This is a genomic window from Winogradskyella psychrotolerans RS-3, assembly GCF_000427335.1.
Lineage (GTDB): Bacteria > Bacteroidota > Bacteroidia > Flavobacteriales > Flavobacteriaceae > Winogradskyella > Winogradskyella psychrotolerans.
Genome location: NZ_ATMR01000015.1, coordinates 1 through 20,804 on the forward strand (window position 1 = coordinate 1; position 20,804 = coordinate 20,804).

Sequence of the window (20,804 nt, forward strand, 5' to 3'; positions counted from 1 at the left end):
GTTGCTGACTCTGAATTTCCGTTGAAATCGGTTACTGTTAATATCACCGTGTTATCTCCAATGTTAGAACAGTCAAAAGTGGTTATGTCAAGCGTCATCGTTGCAATGGCACAATTATCAAAAGAACCATTATCAATTTGCGAAGCCGTTATAGCCGCTTGACCCGCAGCATCCAATAAAATACTTATGTTTTGCGTAAGCACTGTTGGTTTAATGGTTTCCAATACGGTTACTATGGCTGTTGCTGACTCTGAATTTCCACTAGCATCCGTTACTGTTAAAGTCACCGTGTTATCTCCAATATGAGAACAATCAAAAGTGGTTTCATCAAGCGTCATAGTTGCAATAGCACAATTATCAGAAGACCCATTATCAATTTGTGTTGCGACTATAGAAGCATTTCCCGTAGCGTCCAGCGAAACCACTATGTTCTGTGTAAGCACTGTTGGTGTAATTACATCCTCAACATGTACCGTGGTAGGTATTGAATTTGCGCTAGGAGATATACCGTTTTGTACTACTACTCTAAATTGTGTTGTTTCTGTTAATGCTTCAGAGGTATACGTGTCTAAAGTGTTAGCAATATCTGTCCAAGTTGTAAATGGGCTTACTGAAGATTGCCACTTTATAATACTTCCTGTATATCCTGACAATGTTAATTGAGAACTTGTTGTATGTGGGCAAATGGTTGTGCCTCCAGATGTGGTTCCTCCTAAACTTTGTGAATTAATGATAACCTCGGTATAGGTTGCGATTTCGTTTGAACAATTTTCAATTTGAACGAGGGCTCTAAATTGAGTCGTTTCATATAATGCATCAGAAGTATATGTGGTTGTAGTGTTAGCAATATCTGTCCAAGTTGAAAAAGGGCTTACTGACGCTTGCCATTTTACCACATTTCCTGTGTGCCCTGATAATGTTAATAAGGCACTCGTACTTCCATATCCCACGGTGGTTCCTCCTGCAATGCTTCCGCCAACCGTTATGGGGTCACTTACAGTTTTAGAACTAGCATCAAAAGCGGTGCACCCTGCATCGGTTAGTGAAAAATTCGAATATGTTCCTGCTGCCAATCCTGTTAATGAAAAATTATTAGCTGAAATGGTTACATTTTGTGGGCTGGTAGTTGCGCCTGCACCTGTTGGCGTAAAACTTAAAGAATAAACACCATCGGCCATGTTAGTAGATGTAAAAGCTATAGTACCATCCGTGCCACTACAACTTGTAGGTTTTGTAACAGTACTTGCGGTAATATCTACATCACAGCCTAAACCTTGTATGGCAAATGTATACGGATTATCGTCTGCATCGTTATTGGCTATACTAATAGTAGCCGTACGCATTCCGGCAGCAGAAGGATTGAAAGTGATTTCGAAAGTCGTTGTTCCTGTAGTTGCTGCGACTGTCGAAGTCGGTAATGCGGTTACCGTAAAATCGGCAGCATTTGTACCGCTTATCGCTACGAGTAGTGTTCCTGTTAAATTTAGAACGCTACTACCTGTGTTTTCTATGGTGAAAGTTCTTACAAGTGTACCAGCAGCAACATCAACAGCACCAAAATCGGTATGATTAAGACCCTCAGGTATGGCATCGCCATTAACAATATCGATAGTATTTCCTTTAATATTTATTTCGGGAACAGCACATAGTGTGTCTCCTGTAATTGTCCAGCCTTTACTAACTAAACTCGCTCTTTCTGGGACTGCTGTACAATATGTGAGTCCTATGGCACCTAAATCCCTGCCTGTTATCCCTCCGGCATCAAAGCCTATAAGTGTCGCATCATAATTACTGATGTCTAAACCTGAATTATTGAGCATATTTCTTAAATCAACAACTGTATTGAATTTAGTTCCCCAACTTGCTAAACTTTGATTGAAAGAAGTTGCTCCTGTAAACATCGAATTCATATAGATAACCTCACTAACATCCCAGCTACTTAGATCTTGATTAAATGCTGTTGCCCCATTAAACATAGAACTGATATAGGTAGCTTTCTCAACATTCCAGCTACTAATATCTTGATTAAAAGCAATAGCTTCTTTAAACATAGATGCCATCTCCAAAACTATACTAACATCCCAGCTACCTATATCTTGATTGAAAGTAGTGGCCCCATTAAACATAGAAGACATATCCGTAACCTTACTAACTGTCCAACTTCCTATATCTTGATTGAAAGAAGTTGCTCCATTAAACATATTTATCATATGAATAACATTCGCTACATTCCAATTTCCTATATCTTGATTGAAAGCTGTTGCATTAGTAAACATCGTATTCATAGTAGTAACATTACCCACTTTCCAGCTACCAATATTTTGATTAAAAACAGTTGCGCCAGCAAACATGAACTTCATGTCAGTAACATTCTCTACATTCCAGCTATCAATATTCCCATTAAAAACTGTTGCCTCAGAAAACATAAAACTCATATCAGTAACCAAATTTAAATCTGGTGCATCAATTGCATTACCATTCAAGTTAGCACATCCAAAGAAAGCATTCACCATGGTTGTCCACTTATTGGTTCCCCATTGGTCTACACTTAAAATCTTTTGTCGATCTCCATTATTATTAAAATAAATCCTTGGGAAAGCACCTCGAATGGCAACGGTATAAGTTCCTGCCGTAACGTAATCGTTAGTTGCATTGCCTGTTACTCCAAATTCATCATAAATACCATCGTTGTTCCAGTCAATATCATAGAAATAACCTGTTCCTAATGTTGGGATGGTAATAGAAGTTGCGTTAGAGCTTCCTGTGTTATCCGTTTTCCAAGTCGTAATAAAAGGGCGTCCACCATAACCTTGTATCGCAAAGGTATAGGGATTCTCGTCTACATCGTTATTGGCAATACTAATGGTAGCGGTGCGCATTCCTGCAGCAGAAGGATCGAAAGTGATTTCGAAAGTCGTTGTTCCTGTGGTTGCGGCTACTGTCGAAGTCGGTAATGCGGTTACCGTAAAATCGGCAGCATTTGTACCGCTAATCGCTACGAGTGGTGTTCCTGTTAAATTTAGAACGCTACTACCTGTGTTTTCTATGGTGAAAATTCTCACATTGGTGCCAGCAGGAACATCAACAGCACCAAAATCTGTATGATCAAGACCCTCAGGTATGGCATCGCCATTAACAATATCGATAGTATTGCCTTTAATATTTATTTCGGGAATAGCACAAAGTAGTGCATCACCTGAAATTGTCCAGCCTTTACTAACTAAACTCGCTCTTTCTGAGACTGCTGTACAATAGTTAAGTCCTATCGCTCCTAAAAATCTACCTGTTACCCCTCCGGCATCAAAGCCTATAAGTGTCGCATCATAATTAGCGGTATTTAAACCTGAATTATTGAGCATATTTCTTAAATCAACATTGGCATTGAATTTCGTACCCCAAGCTGCTAAACTTTGGTTGAAAGCTGTTGCCCCTCCAAACATATTAGTCATAGACGTAACTTCACTAACATCCCATGAACCAATCTCTCCATTAAAATCACTTGCTTCATTAAACATAAGCTTCATATTGGTAACGCTACTTAAGTCCCATAAATCAAGCGTTTTATTAAAAGAAGTTGCATGATCAAACATAGACTCCATATTAGTAGCTTTACTTACATCCCATGAACCAATTGCTGCATTAAAGGAACTTGCACTACGAAACATCCTCAACATGTTAGTAACATTCCCTACATTCCAGCTACCAATATTCCCATTGAAAACTATTGCTCCATTAAACATTGACTCCATAGTGGTAACGCTACTTACATCCCATAAACCAAGCATTTTATTAAACGAATATGTAAAAGCAAACATAGCCTTCATATTAACAACATTGCTTACATCCCATAAACCAATCTCTCCATTAAACGAAGTTGCTGAAGAGAACATAGCCTCCATATTAGTAATATTGCTAACATCCCAACTACCAATGTCTTGATTGAAATTCGTTGCTACACGAAACATATTACTCAAATCGGCAACCAAACTTAGGTCAGGAACATCGGTCGCTGTACTATTCAAATGAGTACAACCATAGAAAGCACCGCTCATATTTGTCCAATTATTAGTTCCCCATTGGTCTACATTTAAAATCTTTTGTCGATCTCCAGTATTATTAAAATAAATCCTTGGGAAAGCACCTCGAACGGCAACGGTATAAGTTCCTGCCGTGCCGTAATCGTGAGTTGCATCTCCCGTTACTCCAAATTCATCATAAATACCGTCATTGTTCCAGTCGATATCATAAAGATAATCCCATCCTTCTGTTGGAATGGTAATAGAAGTTGCGTTAGAGCTTCCTGTGTTATCGGTTTTCCAAGTCGTGATGAATGGCCGCCCGCCATAACCTTGTATGGCAAAGGTATACGGATTATCGTCTGCATCGTTATTGGCAATACTAATGGTAGCAGTGCGCATTCCTGCAGCAGAAGGATCGAAAGTGATTTCGAAAGTAGTTGTTCCTGTAGTTGCGGCTACTGTCGAAGTCGGTAATGCGGTTACCGTAAAATCGGCAGCATTTGTACCGCTAATCGCTACGAGTGGTGTTCCTGTTAAATTTAGAACGCTACTACCTGTGTTTTCTATGGTAAAAGTTTTCACGCTTGAACCAGCAGTAACAGCAACAGCACCAAAATCGGTATGATCAATGCCCTCAGGTATGGCATCGCCATTAACAATATCGATAGTATTGCCTTTAACATTTATTTCGGGAATAGCACATGGTGCATCACCTGAAATTGTCCAGCCTTTACTAACCAAACTCACTCTTTCTGGGGCTGCTGTACAATAGTTAAGTCCTGTGGCTCCTAAAACTCTGCCTGTTATTCCTCCGGCATCAAAGCCTATAAGTGTCGCATCATAATTAGCGGTATTTAAACCTGAATTATTGAGCATGTTAACCAATAATACGTTGGCATTGAATTTCGTACCCCAAGCTGCTAAACTTTGGTTGAAAGCGGTGGCATCTGCAAACATAAAATACATATTAGTAACGTTAGATATATTCCACCCACCAATATCTTGATTAAAAGAAATTGTTTCAGAAAACATATCGTGCATACCCATAACATTCGCTACATTCCAAGAACCAATGTCTTGATTGAAGGCTGTGGCTCTATAAAACATTTGGTTCATTTGTGTTACATTTGACACATCCCAATTTCCAATATCCTGATTGAAAGAAGAAGCTTTATTAAACATACTCCACATATTGGTAGCATTCGTTACATTCCACGAACCAATATCTTGATTGAAAGCTGTAGCTCCCAGAAACATTGCATCCATTTGTGTAACATTTGACACATCCCAATTTCCAATATCCTGATTAAAAGAAGAGGCATCAGCAAACATAAAAGCCATATTGGTAACTAATGTTAAATCGGGTGTATCTATTGCTGTTCCGTTTAAATTAGTACATGTATAGAAAGCCGCATTCATCGTTCGCCACTGATTGGTACCCCATTGGTAGATACTTACTAAATTGTTGCTACCTGCAGAACCGGCAAAATAAATTGCAGGAAATATACCTTTAATAGCTACTTTATGATCTCCTACTGTAGGAAATATAAGTGTCATACTTGTAGTTGCGCCCGTGACTTCATAAATGCCATCATCGTCCCAGTCTATTTGGTAGTTGTAAGTGTATGAGGTATGTATTGGAATTGTTACACTTTCATTTGGCGTAGTGGTTCTAAAAATCATCACAAAAGCAGTTGGGTCTGGCGAGAGATCACTTTTCTTTGTTGTTGCCGTTGGTGTATTGCTAAATGCATTTGCAAATACCAGTGTAGGCATACCAATTAAAAAAGAAAAACAAATAATTGAAGATTTAAGGCGTAATTTAATTTCATAGGCTTTATCATAAAGAGAGTGCTATCTGAAAACAGACGTCAATATATTTTTAATCTCTATAGTGTTTGGGGCATAACTATAAGGCGATAAAAGTACTTTGAAATTTCTCTTAACTACAAATTAGAAGGGGGACAAATTAGGGACATAATCAACACTAACCCCAACAAAACCAATAAATTAACATTAAACACATTTGCTTAATAACTTTTTATTATTTTTACATTCAAATTCCCCACTTGATCGTAACCCAATGTTTTCAAAAAAAATATTTTGTGTTGTTTTATACCTTTTAGCGATACAACTGCAATCACAAAACAGCCCCATTCAATTCTCCTCAACTGAAAACACAATTAAAAGTATTGAAACCTTACTACTTCAAAAAAAGTCTTTTGGTAAGGATACGATGGCCCTAAAAAAGCATCTCCATCATTTCCAAAAAACAAAGTTAAATGGAGTTATTTATGAAGCCTTCCTTGCCAATGGATATAGCGACTATTATAATGCTCGCAATGCGAAAAGTGATTTTCATTACCAGCAATCCATAAAAAAGGCTAGCACATTAAAAGACCCTTCGCTTGAAATTTGGACACAGCTTAATTATGTATATTATCTGTATCACAACAGAGAGTATGCCTATATGACGCCACTGCTGCTAAAACTAATTGATAAGATTGAAAAAAAGAATTTTGAGCAACTGATTTTACCGGGAGAATCTTTTAAAAAAATTGGCTGGATGATGCAAACCTTAGCTGATTATGAAAATGCTTTACATTATTTAAATCTTGCAAAAAAACACACTCCCAAAAACACAGCCGAATATGCTGCAATTTTAGATGCTATTGGGTTAAATTATCTTCGTATTGAAAATTTTAAAGAAGCAGAATCTTATTTTAGGCAAGTAGCCCTCTTAGCGACACAAATTGATGATAAGGTTCGTTACGGTAAAGCTTTAGGGAATTTGGCTGTGGTAAAACAAAACAGTGGCGACTTAAAAGAAGCTATCGCTTTAATTAATAAAGACTTGAAGATTTCTGAAAGTGAAAACAGCGAACAAAACACATTGTATGCTGCGATTCTGCTTACAGAAATGTATGTTGCTACCGAAAATTGGAATAAAGCCGAAGAAACACTTCAAAAAGCACAAGATATAGTGCATCTAAAATCTTATTTTAAAAGGGAAGAACTGAAAGTCATCAAATTAAAATTAACGATTTTAAAACACCAAAACAATACGGATGGTGAGTTAATGCTCAGAAGACGCTTACTTATTCTAGAAGATTCTTTAAAAAATAAAGATAGCGACTTGGCCATTAGTAACTCTAATTGGTTAATTCAGAAGGCAAAATTTAATCAAAAAGTAAGCCAAGCAGAGGATCAATATAAGCATGAGTCAGCGATGAAAAACATCTATGCTGTCATCATTCTTTTAGTGCTTATATTAAGCTTTGTTCTGTTTCAATATTTTAAAAAACAATTAAAAACGAAACAGTTATTACACCAACAAAAAATTATTTTATTCGAATTAGAAAAGATAAAAACAGAAAAAAAACTATTACAAGCTCATGAAAGTTTAAACAGTCAAGTCAAATATTTAAGGGATAAGAATAGCCAAATCAAAAAATTAAAAACTGAAATCCAACAAATAAAAGAATCATCGTCTAATAATGCTAAAGATAAAACAGGAAAACTAAAGCGTTTATTAGAATCGCATTTGATGACAGAAAATAATTGGAATACCTTTAAAAAGGAATTTCAGAAAGAACATTATGAATTCTATCGTATGCTCGAAGACGATTTTCCTGAAATTACCGATTCTAACAAAAGAATACTGCTCTTAGAAAAGCTCGATTTTAGCAAAAACGAAATAGCCGGCTTATTAGGTGTTACACCAGGTGCTATTAAAAAATCTAAACAAAGACTTAAGAAAAAAATAGGCGATAAATACGACATTCTCTTTAACAATGTAAAATTTTAAAATTGATTTTTGGGATGAACAGACTTCTTTAGAGAACTGATATCATTTTTCTAAAGATGCTTCTAAAAAACAGAAAAGAAAAGACGACTCTAACACAGTACTGTAGGAAAACAACTAAAAGAGATTTATATTAGAAGCATCACTACATATAACGTTAAAACAAACCATTATAATATTCTAAATACAAGCTAATACGTCCTTTTTTTGGGTAACACATATAAGCTGTTAAAGTCCAAGTTATCAACTCATTTCTCAAATAAATCTTTTTGTAATAACTCAAAATCCAGAACGCTTTGTTGAGAGAAAATGGGATTTGTAATAACCGCGAATACGCAGAGTGAAATAAATAAAAGTTTTTTTATTTAAAATTGTTTTAGCAATGTTAATTATTTTTTACTAGTTAAATATGGCTTAAACAAAATTTTGTAATCCCATTCAATGCTAGAATAGACCGAGAGCGGTTGTAAATTCACCCTAAAACGTCGCGATACTTTTACATCCTTTACTTATAGCAATAAATACTGCTACGTTTAAAAACCAAAACCTACTTTATATAGTATTTCGCCTCTTAAGTAAACAACTCCTGCTATAATATTAAATCGTTGTCCTAAGCGCACATTTATACCCGCTTCAGGATAAAAGGCTAAATGCTCTTCGCCTTCTAAACTGTAATAATCATTAATATGTTCATTATCATTATTGTTAAATCGCTCCTGGAAATTTGCACCACCACCCACGTATAGCCATACAGGATAAAAAACCGGATAAGAAAGACCTGCACTTAAGCTGGCTATAGCAATTTTTTCGCCTTCTGGTATTTGGTCCTCGGTTAATTCTAATTCAGGTTTTTTATATGTAAGTTCCAAAAAATCTGGAGATACTCGAAGATTTGTATAAAGACCTATGCCGTCTTTATTCAGTTTTCCTAATGTAAATCCATGCATGCCTTGAGATTCATAAGTGTAGCCGAAATAGCCTGAAGAGAATTGTCGAGATTTTTTATTAGCCTTTTTTAGTCCTTTGTTAGCTTGGTCAATATCCTTACCATAAGGATAATTGTGTATATACTTTGAGTAATATGAAATCGCTTTCGTGTAGTTTTTATCTTTATAACCGTCATTAGCAAATTTGAAATAACTCTTTTTAATAATTTCATTTACTTCGGTAGCATATTTACCCTTAGGATATCGATTTATGTATGTTTCATAATTTTCTATATAATTGTTTGCTCTGGCATACATGTAAACATCATATTCTATCTTTTCATTTAACTTTATCCTAACTGCATCTCTGTATTCCCCTTTTTTATAAGTGTTTAAGTAATAGTTTAAAGATTCTTGTGAACCTAGAGATATTGCTTTGTCATAGGCTTGTTTGTCGAGTGTTTTAATTTCAGAAGTTGCTGTTGTTGCGTATTTACCAGAAGGATAAGGATTTAGGTACTCATAATAAGATTTTACAGTGTTTATTTCTCTAGATTTCGACCATAAATCTTCTTCCTCTTGTATGATCAACAAATCATTAATTTCTTTTACATAATCACTTTTTGGGTGTGATTTTAAGAATTCTCTATAGATATCTACAGAGGAATTTCTTTTCGCTCTTTTATAAAGATCTTCTTCATTTATTCTGTTCTGGATTTTTTCATTTCCTTTTTTAATATTTGCTTCTTTAAATGTATTTTTACTGGCATATTGTTCTTCTGTAAAAAAGAGAAGGAGGTATTTTGTTTTGCTCTTCATCAAATGCAGTTTCTAATTCTGTTAACTGTATATCTAATTGGTCGCTTGTAATTTTATATAATATAAACGCATCAGAGTTCTCTAGACTATCGGGCACCAAACGTTTAAGCGTTTCAAAAGCTATTTTAGCTTTTAAATACTCTTCATTGTTATGGTATGCCATAAATAATAACGCTTCAATTTTAGGATTTAAGCGTCCTAAGCTTTTCTTAACACTTTCTGCAAGCGTTATCGCTTCTTTATAATTCGCATTTTTATAAAACTCTTCTGCTTTAGCAAAGTTTTGTTTTGGGGTTTGAGCATAAACAAAACAGTAGCTTAGGGTTGCTATAATTAAAATTGATTTCTTCAACATATTTAGTTTTATTATCGTTGATATTTATAAGGATAGCTATCTATTAAATTAAATTTCGAATCATAAATATAAATGGTCGTGTAAAAGTTTCTTTTACTTCCTCCAATATAAATTCTTCTACCTCCGTCACCGTTTCCACCTGTTTTTCTTTTACGGTTTTAATATCGTCAATATGGGTTAACTTAAAATATTCTCCATCTAAATCACGGTATTTATGACCCTCGAAATCTGAATTATAATAACTTATACTTGAGAATTTTTTATCAACTAACTTTTTTCCATTTTTATCAATTAAATAATATTCATTGTAATCTTGAGTACCATAATAGTATACTGTAAAATATGGGACTAAGGCTTCGTTATACCCATTATCATTATTTCCATAAAGACGTCCTATTCTACCATCCTCTATTTGAAATAGTTTATTCTTAGAATTAGCATATTGAATAGATCTACCATCTTCGTTAACAATTAATACAGGTTCAGCCAATTCCGGCAACACGCCCCAATCATCCTCTCGGGAATATTCAGTTGTGCGTTGTAATTTGGCAAGTTCTGCTTCAATTTTTTCTCGAGGACTTAATTCCTTTGACTTGTTTTTATAACGGTCGTAAGTCTTAATGATGTCTATCATTTCCAACTCTGGCCATTCTAAAGTTTTTAAGTAAGCATTGACACTTATATGCTTAATTTGTTTCCATAGATCCTTAATTTTTTTAATGCGAACATCTCGCTCTTGCTTTGAAAGTTTATTGAAACTGGCTTCAGAAATATTTAATTTAATTTTACTTACACTATTATAGGATTTCTTATAGGACCAATTAAAAAACTCATTCCAAGTGGGTGGGCTTCCTGCAATAGTTGGCTCTCTATACTCCCCTTCTCTAGCAATAAGCAGGTCAACATCCTTAACCGTATAGTCAAAGTCTATCTCTACAGGAATTTTACTTTCTGGTACCACAACTCTACCTACAGAATAATAGGATTCTACTTCACCATTACCCGCATGCCCAACAATTTTAATATCAACCTTAGTAGGTCTTATATCTAAAAATCGCTTTTGTAAATCTGGATATTCTTCTAGCTCCTTTAAAGACATAGTTCTTACTGAGCCATCCACCATAACCTTATAAAATTTTTTTCTACTCCATTGAAAAGCATACATCTCCATCGGTTCACCTAAAAAATCCCAAACTTTCATTTTAAGGGTAAAATCTTTTAGAAAATCTGGATTACCTTCCCAATAATCATACAGACTATTAGTCATAGGATTTGAGACCACTACATCTCCTACAAAATGCCCTTTAACATCCGCTATTAATATAGCGTGATCTTTAAAAACATTATTTTGAGCGCTTAAGGCAAAAAATAGAAATGTTAGTACAATTGTTAATAATTGTTTCATTCAATTTAGTTTTTAAGTTTCGATTATTTAATACACATTTAAAATGAGTTAAACAGATTCCATAACCTACAACCGCGTTCAATGCTACAATAGAAGGAGAGTGGTTATAAATTTCTCCTAAAACGTCGCGATTCTTTTTACAAGTTTTTTGAATCCTTTAGTATTTCTAATGAATATTCATTCATTTTTTAAAAGTATCAATGCATGGAGACTTATAAAATACCCGTTACTGGGTATTTTTAAAAAGTAAGGATAAAAAGATACTTGCAATTTAACTACCTGTATATCAAACAAATATTATAAGAATTAATAAATAAGCTCATAATCAAATCTATTAAATTTTGCTACTTGAATATTAAAGTTTAAGAGTTTTTAAAAATGAATTCACTCTTATTTTGACATGCTTGCGCCGATTGTTAGACACATGACTTTAAAAAGCAGTGAGATAAAAATAAGCAGTGACAATACTATGCCGATGACTTAATTTTGAAGTTGTGATTTAAAAAATTATTTTGGGAATGTTAACTGAAATCTTCTACTCCTTAATTACTTCTAATTCATTCCATGCTCTAGAATCAATTTCTCTTCTCTTACAAAATCTTTTATTCCCTTGTTGAAATGATCCAAAACGAGGTATAAAAGTATTGAAATGATTAATACACAAAGGAAATAGCAACATAGTGCAATTAACTTGAGTTTCATCATCTTGAAATCAATCAGGGTCAAAACGAAATCAAAAAAAAAAATGTTTATTTACTTATTTCCCTATTTGGATTTACTTATATCAAAGGCCGCAGACATTAGCGTTATCTCCGAGTTTTTAATTCCGATGTCCTTTGCCACTGCCTTCCAATCCTTAACTACTGTTAATACGTCAGTAAGTATGGCATTCATTTCTGTATCATTTAACCTAAAATATGCGCCAACACTTTTAGCAAGCTCAAAGCTTAGAGCATTATCGTCCATATCTATATTCAAAGACAAACCTTCTTTTTCTATTGAAGGATTTAAATCGTACGCTGGTGATAAAATCCAACCTTTAGACGTTAATAGAAATCCATGATTACGCATATGATCATCCGTATTAGAAATCGCGATATTGAATACGATTCGACGCCAAAGTTGATGTAAATTAGCGTCTACATCGGCACCATAATTCTCAATAAACTCAACAATTTCAAGATAACTTGGTGCATAATCTTTTATAATATCTTCTGTGTTTCCTGTCATCGTCATTGCAGACGCGAAGTGAATACGTTTTCTATTGCTTCTATCAAATCGTTTAGTGAGAAAGGTGTGGTAATGACCACTAATCTTTTCTATTTTAGAATCTGCCATTTGAATTCCTGCAGCAGTCGCTAGTTGATATGCTAAAAATTCCCAAGCGGCTTTATCAACGGTATCGGTCTTTGATGGAAATTTTGCAATCCAAAGATTCTTCTTGGCGTCCAGAATATTCGCCTTTGGTCTTGCTCCACCTAGAGAAGATCCAGGCGCTATCAAAACAGCGATCCATTTTCTTATAGTATCACTATGATCATCATTTTCTAATTGATTTACAGCCTCTTGAAGTTCACCAAGTGAAGACCAAGGAGGTGTTGGATTTTGGTTGTCATTATCTAAAAAAGGACCATCCATTTCAGTTTTAAAGCGCAGAGCTCCCATCCTACTCTCATCATAAACCCCAAGAAGATAATCAATTTCATAGAGGGTACTTGCTTTTTCATTCATTGCCCTAGCCTCTTGCGCCGCCCTACGTTTCATTAAGGTCTTGCCCCAAGTGTCTGGCATACTATCTAAAAAAATCCCAAAATTATCCTTGTTGTTAGGATATTGCGGTCCCGAATAAAAAACGATATCGGGATCTAGTAATCGTTGCGCATCGATCTTTAGCCAATCTTTATCATACTCAAAACTAAAGGCCTTTTTACCTTTCGCAAAATGCGCAGAAAGCACACCAACAAGGGTTGGAGTTTCTAAACCATCCCAATCTGCAAATACGTATATGTCAAATTTTCCTTTAGCCATTTTGCTTATAATAAATCAAGATCCTGTAATTTTCGTCCAAACTCATCATCGACCGCGAGCTTAAGAAAATCGTTTTGAAGATTCAACACTCTAAACACATTAAAATAGTGACCTATTGCTACTGCTGGATCTCCTTTTTCAATACGATAAAGTGTTGCTCTGTGAATACCTGCACGTTCAGAAACCTGCTCTGTTGTTAACTTTCTTCTTTTTCTTGCCAGCTTTATATTCTCACCTATCTGTTCAAAAATCTTCTGATATTTAGGAAGAAGAATGGTTTTCTTAGAATTCATTTTGTCGCTTATTTAAAACAAATATAGACATATCGCTACAAATAAGCGACAATAATCAACACACGTTACGTCTAATCACTTAAAAATTGATTGTACCTCTTCATAAATCCTATCAAAATTGGCTTGTAAGTCAGCCTCAGAATAATCCCGTGCCCTTCTTGGTAATCGTTTTTCAATTTTAGGCAATTTAAATTGAACTTTTCTATCCTTTCCATCAGCGAACGTAATAAATTCACCTTCTTTTAGTCTAAAAAACACATCAGCTCTAATTTTGGAGACTTCACGTTCCCCTGTTGTAATTCGGGTGTCAAAATTGAGATTATGACCACGATTAACGCTTGTGGTTTCTTTCTTTACAATTTCAAAAAAGCGTTCATAATATTTCGCGGTGTCTGGATCATTTACCTTACCAAAGAACTGATACGATAAATTACTCAAAATGGCTTTACTAGCCTTATCTCCATACATCATATCGTTTTGAATTTTGTCTTGCATCACGTAAATCGTGGCAATGTCATAACTTCGTAACGTCGCAGGAATACGGTGCATATTTAGTAACCGAATTGTAGGAGCTTCTTCCATGAGTAAAAATGAAGGATTTGAATTTCGCACGCTCATTTGCTTTGTGATGGTATGCACTATAGTGGCAATAATTGGCGAATACGCAGTCTCATATTTTGGAGTATTAACGACTGAAATCACAAGCGGTTGCTCTTGCTTATTAATATTAAGAGGAACATCATCTGCAGACAGGATCATAAAAATACGTTGTGTACTTATTTTTTTAAGCGCATTAGCCAACGTACTCTTTACTCCTGCGGTTTGTCTATCAGAATCCTTACCACTAATAAAAGCATCCGCCATCGCTCTAGATGTTGTATTAGAACTTAAAAATGCGATTAAACTATCGGTATCTAAAAATTGATACATTGCTATTAAGTGGGGCAATGTACACAGGTGTGGATAGGAGGTACGTAATTTCCAAATCAGTCCACCGATTAGTCCTTCAGCGGCATCATTAAAGAATTTTGTTGTGCCTATACTCCCCGACTCTCTTTGTTCTAATAGGTTTTCGATTAGTACTCGTGCGACTTCGTTTACGCTTTCCTCATTAATCATATATCGCGGTGCTATTGGATTTACACGATCGTAAATAGTATCGAATGAAATCACTTTAAAATCAATTTGTTTTTTTCAAATAAAGGGAATGCCATTTCTGTAATTTCAAAGTTTTTATAATCGTGAATTACACCCGAAAATTTATAGTTGCTAAAATGCTGAAGAAAATTAAAAACGACACTCTCTGTTTTCCCACTTCCTGCAGCACCGATTATTGAAGCGCCTCGTTTGATATTATTAATTTTAAAACTACCATGTTTAGTTTTAAAATTAACCTGGTGCTTAGCATCAAAATTATATTTTTCCTTGTGAAGAAACACATATAAAACGGTGTTTATAAGCAAGAGTATACAGCCTATAAGAAGCAACACTATATACCATTGCTTTTCGTAGTAGCTGAAATTAAAAAGAAGCCCTAAACAAATTACAGTCCAAATAAGATTCACAAAAAAGGCATATTTAGTTATTTTGAAAAGGCTATAAAACAACAGGCTCATTCCAAATATCACTCCAATAACAGCTATAATTCCCTTTATCTCCATATCATATACCAATGGAACTTGATTTAATTGCCACCTCCACACCACGTTTTAAATACCTAATGGTTTTTAGCGCTAACTGTACTTGACTTGTTGGAATACTAGCCATAGGCACACCAGATTTCGACAACATTTTAAAAGCAACTGCTTTTTCACTTGTTGGCAGTCCTAATAGTGTTGTAAAGTAGAGCTTCGGATTTTTAATAAAATCTTTTTTCGATTTATAGGATGCCACATAGTTCCGTTTGTAGCCAAACGTTTTATCAAAAGTGCTTTCTGCTTTTGTAAAAAAGGCATCTCTATCAAATCCTCGTTTCACTAATTTTCCGTTCATCATAACTTCCGACGCTTTGTATTTAGATCCAGGAGACAAACTCACAGAATTTGAGGTGTCTTTTCGACTCACAATGATATGAATATGACTTTGATTACCCTCTTTTTTCATGCCTTGAACAATTCGTTTTCCATTCTGTTGATGCGGTGCATCAGCCTCCAATTTAAGTATATAGGATTTCATCTGTTTCGTATCACCTTCTAATTGACCTTGCTCAATTTTTCGAATAGCCTGTTTTAACTGCAATATTTTTGTAGCAAATGGTTGGTTCTCTCTTATTTGTCTATCTGTGCCTTTAAATTTACGTTGGTGTTCAATTTTAGCAAAATATTTTATGTTGTCAACAGTTATTGGTTTACCATTAATTTCACGATTGAAGGACTTTGCATAATCAGTCATTAGAGCTCTAGTATATCTTTTTAAATCTTCAGAATTATTTTGTAAGTTTCGTAACTCTGATTGACTCGGATTTATGGTAATAGAATAAAATTTCGGTTCTTTCTTTTTGAGTTTTGCTGTATTACCATCAATCTCTTTCACGACTTCTTTAGCTTCTATTTCATCTCCATATTGATTAAAAAAATGCTCGACATCGTCTTGCTCCAAGCCTTGATTTTCTTTCTCTAGATATGCAACAAAATCCACAGAACTTTGCGAATAATCGCCTCCTAATTTTTGAGCTGTGATGGTGATATACATATTTTTATAATTGATTATTAGACTCTTTTTTTTCTACAAACTGAACGTTCTTTTGTTTGAGTTCTTTTTCCAAAATGCGTTTCTTTTCTGCTGACTCAAATTCCATAAACAAGGATTGTAACATGGCAGTTGTAGGTTTATCATGGTGCTTTTCAATGTCTTTTATGATGGCGATTACCGCATTGATTCGTTTCTTGATTTGACTTTCCAAAGTTTTCATATTCGGTCCTAAAGTTTCGTTTGGAGATATCCCATTAGTTTCAAAAAAGTCGAGCATCATTAAAAGTGTCATTGATTTTGAACGCGACATTTTTTTACAAAATTCATTAAATTTTTGAGCTACTGAAGTTTTAATACTTAGGCTATCAAACCGTTCTTTTTCATATCCTTTATCCATATTTCCTTGAAAAATTTGTTGTTTTTATTGGGCTAACAGCTTTTATCCGTGAAAAACGATGGTAAAACTTCAAAAACCAAAACAATCAATCGCTGTTAACTATTGAGTTCACTAGGGTTTTAGAAAAACTAAAAACTGAAACATCGCGCTAGCGTGTTACCCTCTTGCTATTCCTTTTCGTCCAGCGCGCTGGACAAAAAAATACCATTACACCCAAAAATGTAATGGCTTTTACCGTAATACGAATTGAAATTTGATTTTTTATGAGTGTTCTCTTTGAAGTTTAAAAGTATCTTTAGTAAACCGCTCTTTTTGTTGCAGAATATAAAATATCGGAACAAAAAAAGACTGCCTTTTCAGACAGCCTCTTGGGTTAATAATTTAGATTTTAAATATTAAAAACATAGTCGTAAGAATACAAATTTCTTAGAGCTTCTTCTTCCAAAAGTGTATCATATTTAATATGATGTTCTTTGGCATAGCGTTTCAAATCATTTCCAAATTCATGCTCAACATCTTTTTTGGAAACCGAAACCAATCGTTCTTGAGTTTCGTTATCGAGGTTCGTATAATTGAGATATACCATAGTGCAATTTTTAATATTCGCTTGGAAGCATTAGCGTATTATCTACGAAAAATAAGCGCAATTCATCCAAAGGAAAATCAGTTACACTATAGCGATGCGTTTCAAAAATAGTACCATTTCCATCACTATAATTTATGATGGCTTCGCATTGCTTTTCAAACTGTTCCTTTTCAGAAAGTCGTTTAAAATCAATGGTAATAAATTCACTTCTATTCGATAAACTTTTTGCAATTACGGATGCATCTGTTATCAGCCAAAAACATTCCGCTTCATTAGCTAAATATTTTAATCCGTCAGTAAAACGCGTTCCAATTAACGGAATTTTAAAGACCATTTCGGTACCGCAAAAATGTTGTAAATCGGCTTTTATTTTGTTAACTTGTGTCTTCATTGTAATTCTATTTAGTAAGATTAATAATGAAAAAGAGAGCGCATCTTTTGGATAGGAACGCTCTCTTTTAATTTTTAATTATTCAGTAGCGTTATCGCCTTTAATTCCTAAAAGCAATATTTCATCTATGACCACTTCGGTAACGTATCTCTTTTCTCCGACTGCGGTTTCATAAGAGCGTGAGGTTAATTTCCCCTCTAATGCTACCTCTTTTCCTTTGCCTACGTATTTCTCTACGATTTCGGCAATCTTTCCCCATGCTACAATAGTGTGCCATTGGGTGTCTGTCACTTTTTCTCCCTTAGAATCTTTGTAAGATTCATTAGTTGCAATTGAAAATTTTGCAACTTTCTTACCACTTTCAAGGTTTGTGATTTCTGGCACGTTTCCTACGTTACCAATTAACTGTACTTTGTTTTTTAGAGTACTCATAATTAAAAAATTTAAAGATTAATATTGACCAATCTGAACGATTCAGAAAGGCTTTGTTATTGATTTACTTATTATATCCAGAGCGTTTTCCTTTTTTGTTTTTTAACTTTTGTTCCGCTTCCTTTTTATTTATTTTGTAAGATTTCATAAGATTCATTTTAGATTTACTTCCCATAGAGCCGACGCTGTTACCTTCTTTTTGTTGCTTAGTGCGCTCCAATATTCAGCTTTGTTTAGACATATAAAAAGTGCGAGGGTAGCCTGCGCTGAGCATTATCGAGAAAGGAAATACATTTTCTTTTGAAGATAGCTAGCGAAGCTATTAGAAGTGAGCCTGGTTATGCTGTCGTTCAAAGCTGAATGTTGTTATTTTGCTGTCAAAAAAAGGGATGACGGTGTTGGATTAAGGAAGTGATTCTAAAGTCTTTGTGAAATATAAAATCATAGGAAGTGGAACACAATGACAAATACATTTTTATCCTATTTAGCGAACTTGATTCACGCTTTTTACGTGAGAATAGAGTGTTCCTTTCCAGCAGACCGGAAAGGGTTAACGGAATGAAGCGTCAAAAGTGGGGATTAGGTTCAAGACCTTTTTTAATGAAGCTCTTTTATCGGAATGAAGCTTTTTGCGGAATGTAGAGAAATGTGCTGAATGGAATACGATGAATTTTTATCCCTGCGCGTTTAATGTAAATTATCAAAATAAAGATGTAAAAAATCGTTTATTCTAAGTAAGATTAATTATGACTTTTAATCATTCAACATTTTTACTGTAGCATCAGGACTAAACCTAAATACTCTAAAACATATCCCCTATCTGTTGCCATTATTGAAGATCCTCTATAACTTGCGTAATAAGGATCATTTCACAAAAATGAGTCTACTATTATAATTATATTCTAAAGAACGTGATTGTACTGTTCTGACATTTTAAATAAAGTCATAATATTCAATAAGGGCTTTCTATTTCTGAACCATATAATCCTGCCATTTTATTAGTACATATTTATGGACACCATGCTCTGCTCTTTTTAAAAATCCATATTCATACACAAAAAGATAAACATCACCTTTTATATTTTTCCAATAATGTGTGAAAAAAATTTGGATCAAATCCTTCTTGAGTAAGCATGCTTGACCGAACTATAACTTTACCGCCTTTATTATATTCCTTCAATATTTTTCTGTTAAGTTTTAGCTGATTGTCGACTATATTATAAAATCGTTCTGGTTTATCTTTTGCTTGTTGATATTGATAAGCACTTTTACACTGTGGGTCGCAAAATTTCTTATCGGTTCTTCCCTTTAACTCTTTCTTACAATACAGACAAGTTTCATAAAATCTCATGTTTCCTAAATTAAGTGTATGTTATACGTATCCTATTCGAATAAGATACGATTAAATCGTTTACATCCATTACATTGCATTAAATAATACTTTATGGAAAAAGGAAGGAGCATTACTTTAAAGCATCTTTTAATAAGAGATAAAAGATATATCGGCTTACAATTCAATACAGATAAAATTATTCAGGCACTTGTTAAAGAATTGCCTAACGTAAGATGGAGCAATGAATTTAACATGGCTTATATTTTAAACTCAAATGAAAACCTTAATAAAATATTTAATATTTTTAGTGGTGTTGTTTGGGTGAATTGTAATTATTTTTTTGATAAAAAACCAATAAATGATAATATTGAGCCCATGGATATCACTTGGTTTAGACAACGATCTCTACCCGATAATTATCGACACTGCCCTACCACCTACTTAGATAAGCTACAATTAAAAAAATATGCTAATAATACTGTAAAATCTTATATTCTTGCTTTTGAAACCTTCATAAACGATCACAAAGCCAAAGAATTGATACAGATCAATGAAAATGATGTTAGGAACTATATTCTCAAATTAATTCAAGAAAACAAATCTGATTCTTATATAAATATAGCTATCAACAGTATCAAATTTTATTACGAATCTGTACTGGGTATGCCAAATCGTTTTTATCAAATAGAAAGGCCTAGAAAGGCAAAAAAATTGCCAAAAGTTCTATCAAAAGAGGATGTTTTAAAAATCATTACAAATACAAATAATTTAAAACATAAATGTATTGTAAGTCTTTTGTATTCCTCTGGGATTAGAAGAAACGAATTAATCAATTTAAAAATTACAGATATTGATAGTAAGCGAATGCTAATACTCATTGAAGCCGCTAAAGGTAAAAAGGATCGTTATACGTTACTTTCTAATACATTATTAAAAGATTTACGAGACTACTATAAACAATGGAAACCAGAAACTTATATTTTTGAAGGAGCATATGGAAAACAATATTCCGCACAAAGCGTTGGCCAAATAGTAAAAAATGCCGCAATAAAGGCAGGAATACAAATTACTGTAACACCACATATGTTAAGACATAGTTTTGCAACTCACCTTTTAGAAGATGGCGTTGATCTAAGACAAATCCAAGTTTTATTAGGTCACAGCTCTACCAAAACAACGGAGATTTACACCCATGTTGCCACGACTACTTTTAAGAAAATTAAGAACCCTTTAGATATTTAAGAATATATAAAGGATATATATAACATATGTTTTATATATCTTATATTTGGGTGTATATAGAACATATGTTCTATATACTATT

14 protein-coding genes and 1 pseudogene are annotated in these 20,804 nt (G+C 34.1%); 2 read left to right on the plus strand and 13 right to left on the minus strand.

Translation table 11 applies throughout. From position 1 onward, the window contains the following. Positions 1-5,795 (minus strand): BspA family leucine-rich repeat surface protein (locus ADIWIN_RS19285; RefSeq protein ID WP_051155383.1); only part of this gene is annotated, 5,795 nt, incomplete at its 3' end. 307 nt (positions 5,796-6,102) lie between these two features. On the opposite strand from ADIWIN_RS19285, the gene ADIWIN_RS01480 reads away from it, so the two are divergent. Beyond that, on the plus strand, positions 6,103-7,827 hold the full coding sequence (locus ADIWIN_RS01480) for a tetratricopeptide repeat protein (RefSeq protein ID WP_040756216.1): 1,725 nt from the start codon (positions 6,103-6,105) through the stop codon (positions 7,825-7,827). A gap of 530 nt (positions 7,828-8,357) precedes the next feature. On the opposite strand, the gene ADIWIN_RS01485 is transcribed toward ADIWIN_RS01480, so the two are convergent. The 12 genes and pseudogenes from ADIWIN_RS01485 to ADIWIN_RS20455 form a co-directional block, all read right to left on the minus strand. Next, positions 8,358-9,569, minus strand: a complete 1,212-nt coding sequence (locus ADIWIN_RS01485; protein ID WP_040756217.1) for a tetratricopeptide repeat protein — start codon at positions 9,567-9,569, stop codon at positions 8,358-8,360. After that, positions 9,511-9,921, minus strand: a complete 411-nt coding sequence (locus ADIWIN_RS01490; protein ID WP_152487188.1) for an outer membrane protein assembly factor BamD — start codon at positions 9,919-9,921, stop codon at positions 9,511-9,513. Before ADIWIN_RS01490 ends, ADIWIN_RS01485 begins: the two co-directional genes overlap by 59 nt. 46 nt (positions 9,922-9,967) lie before the next feature. Next, positions 9,968-11,329, minus strand: coding sequence for a hypothetical protein (locus ADIWIN_RS01495; RefSeq protein WP_020897012.1), 1,362 nt, complete (start codon positions 11,327-11,329; stop codon positions 9,968-9,970). Positions 11,330-12,094: 765 nt separating this feature from the next. Beyond that, the gene (locus ADIWIN_RS01500; protein ID WP_020897013.1) at positions 12,095-13,357 is read right to left on the minus strand and encodes a type II toxin-antitoxin system HipA family toxin; all 1,263 of its coding nucleotides are present in this window, start codon (positions 13,355-13,357) and stop codon (positions 12,095-12,097) included. Positions 13,358-13,362: 5 nt separating this feature from the next. Then, the gene (locus ADIWIN_RS01505) at positions 13,363-13,650 is read right to left on the minus strand and encodes a helix-turn-helix domain-containing protein (protein WP_020897014.1); all 288 of its coding nucleotides are present in this window, start codon (positions 13,648-13,650) and stop codon (positions 13,363-13,365) included. Positions 13,651-13,725: 75 nt separating this feature from the next. Then, a pseudogene (locus tag ADIWIN_RS01510) lies at positions 13,726-15,311 on the minus strand (type IV secretory system conjugative DNA transfer family protein). A 1-nt stretch (position 15,312) separates the two neighbouring features. After that, the gene (mobB, locus tag ADIWIN_RS01515; RefSeq protein ID WP_020897017.1) at positions 15,313-16,341 is read right to left on the minus strand and encodes a MobB family relaxase; all 1,029 of its coding nucleotides are present in this window, start codon (positions 16,339-16,341) and stop codon (positions 15,313-15,315) included. Between the two features lie 4 nt (positions 16,342-16,345). Then, on the minus strand, positions 16,346-16,738 hold the full coding sequence (locus ADIWIN_RS01520; RefSeq protein ID WP_020897018.1) for a BfmA/BtgA family mobilization protein: 393 nt from the start codon (positions 16,736-16,738) through the stop codon (positions 16,346-16,348). Positions 16,739-17,126: 388 nt separating this feature from the next. After that, on the minus strand, positions 17,127-17,324 hold the full coding sequence (locus tag ADIWIN_RS01525) for a hypothetical protein (RefSeq protein WP_020897019.1): 198 nt from the start codon (positions 17,322-17,324) through the stop codon (positions 17,127-17,129). Positions 17,325-17,334: 10 nt separating this feature from the next. Beyond that, complete coding sequence (locus tag ADIWIN_RS01530; RefSeq protein WP_020897020.1) at positions 17,335-17,715, minus strand: DUF6876 family protein; 381 nt, start codon at positions 17,713-17,715, stop codon at positions 17,335-17,337. A 78-nt stretch (positions 17,716-17,793) separates the two neighbouring features. Continuing rightward, entirely contained in the window at positions 17,794-18,147 is a 354-nt protein-coding gene (locus tag ADIWIN_RS01535; protein WP_020897021.1) for a single-stranded DNA-binding protein, read from the minus strand. Between the two features lie 64 nt (positions 18,148-18,211). Further along, positions 18,212-18,367, minus strand: coding sequence for a hypothetical protein (locus ADIWIN_RS20455; protein WP_020897022.1), 156 nt, complete (start codon positions 18,365-18,367; stop codon positions 18,212-18,214). 1,224 nt (positions 18,368-19,591) lie between these two features. Here ADIWIN_RS20455 and xerA point away from each other — a divergent pair. Next, entirely contained in the window at positions 19,592-20,722 is a 1,131-nt protein-coding gene (xerA, locus tag ADIWIN_RS01545; protein WP_020897023.1) for a site-specific tyrosine recombinase/integron integrase, read from the plus strand. Positions 20,723-20,804 lie beyond the last annotated feature (82 nt).

What these genes read in the sequence shown, in the direction of transcription:
- ADIWIN_RS01480 (WP_040756216.1), top strand. Translation starts at nt 6,103, where the DNA reads ATGTTTTCAAAAAAAATATTTTGTGTTGTTTTATACCTTTTAGCGATA.
- ADIWIN_RS01520 (WP_020897018.1), bottom strand. Translation starts at nt 16,738, where the DNA reads ATGGATAAAGGATATGAAAAAGAACGGTTTGATAGCCTAAGTATTAAA.
- ADIWIN_RS01505 (WP_020897014.1), bottom strand. Translation starts at nt 13,650, where the DNA reads ATGAATTCTAAGAAAACCATTCTTCTTCCTAAATATCAGAAGATTTTT.
- ADIWIN_RS01525 (WP_020897019.1), bottom strand. Translation starts at nt 17,324, where the DNA reads ATGGTATATCTCAATTATACGAACCTCGATAACGAAACTCAAGAACGA.
- ADIWIN_RS01530 (WP_020897020.1), bottom strand. Translation starts at nt 17,715, where the DNA reads ATGAAGACACAAGTTAACAAAATAAAAGCCGATTTACAACATTTTTGC.
- ADIWIN_RS01485 (WP_040756217.1), bottom strand. Translation starts at nt 9,569, where the DNA reads ATGAAGAGCAAAACAAAATACCTCCTTCTCTTTTTTACAGAAGAACAA.
- mobB (WP_020897017.1), bottom strand. Translation starts at nt 16,341, where the DNA reads ATGTATATCACCATCACAGCTCAAAAATTAGGAGGCGATTATTCGCAA.
- ADIWIN_RS01500 (WP_020897013.1), bottom strand. Translation starts at nt 13,357, where the DNA reads ATGGCTAAAGGAAAATTTGACATATACGTATTTGCAGATTGGGATGGT.
- ADIWIN_RS01495 (WP_020897012.1), bottom strand. Translation starts at nt 11,329, where the DNA reads ATGAAACAATTATTAACAATTGTACTAACATTTCTATTTTTTGCCTTA.
- ADIWIN_RS01535 (WP_020897021.1), bottom strand. Translation starts at nt 18,147, where the DNA reads ATGAGTACTCTAAAAAACAAAGTACAGTTAATTGGTAACGTAGGAAAC.
- xerA (WP_020897023.1), top strand. Translation starts at nt 19,592, where the DNA reads ATGGAAAAAGGAAGGAGCATTACTTTAAAGCATCTTTTAATAAGAGAT.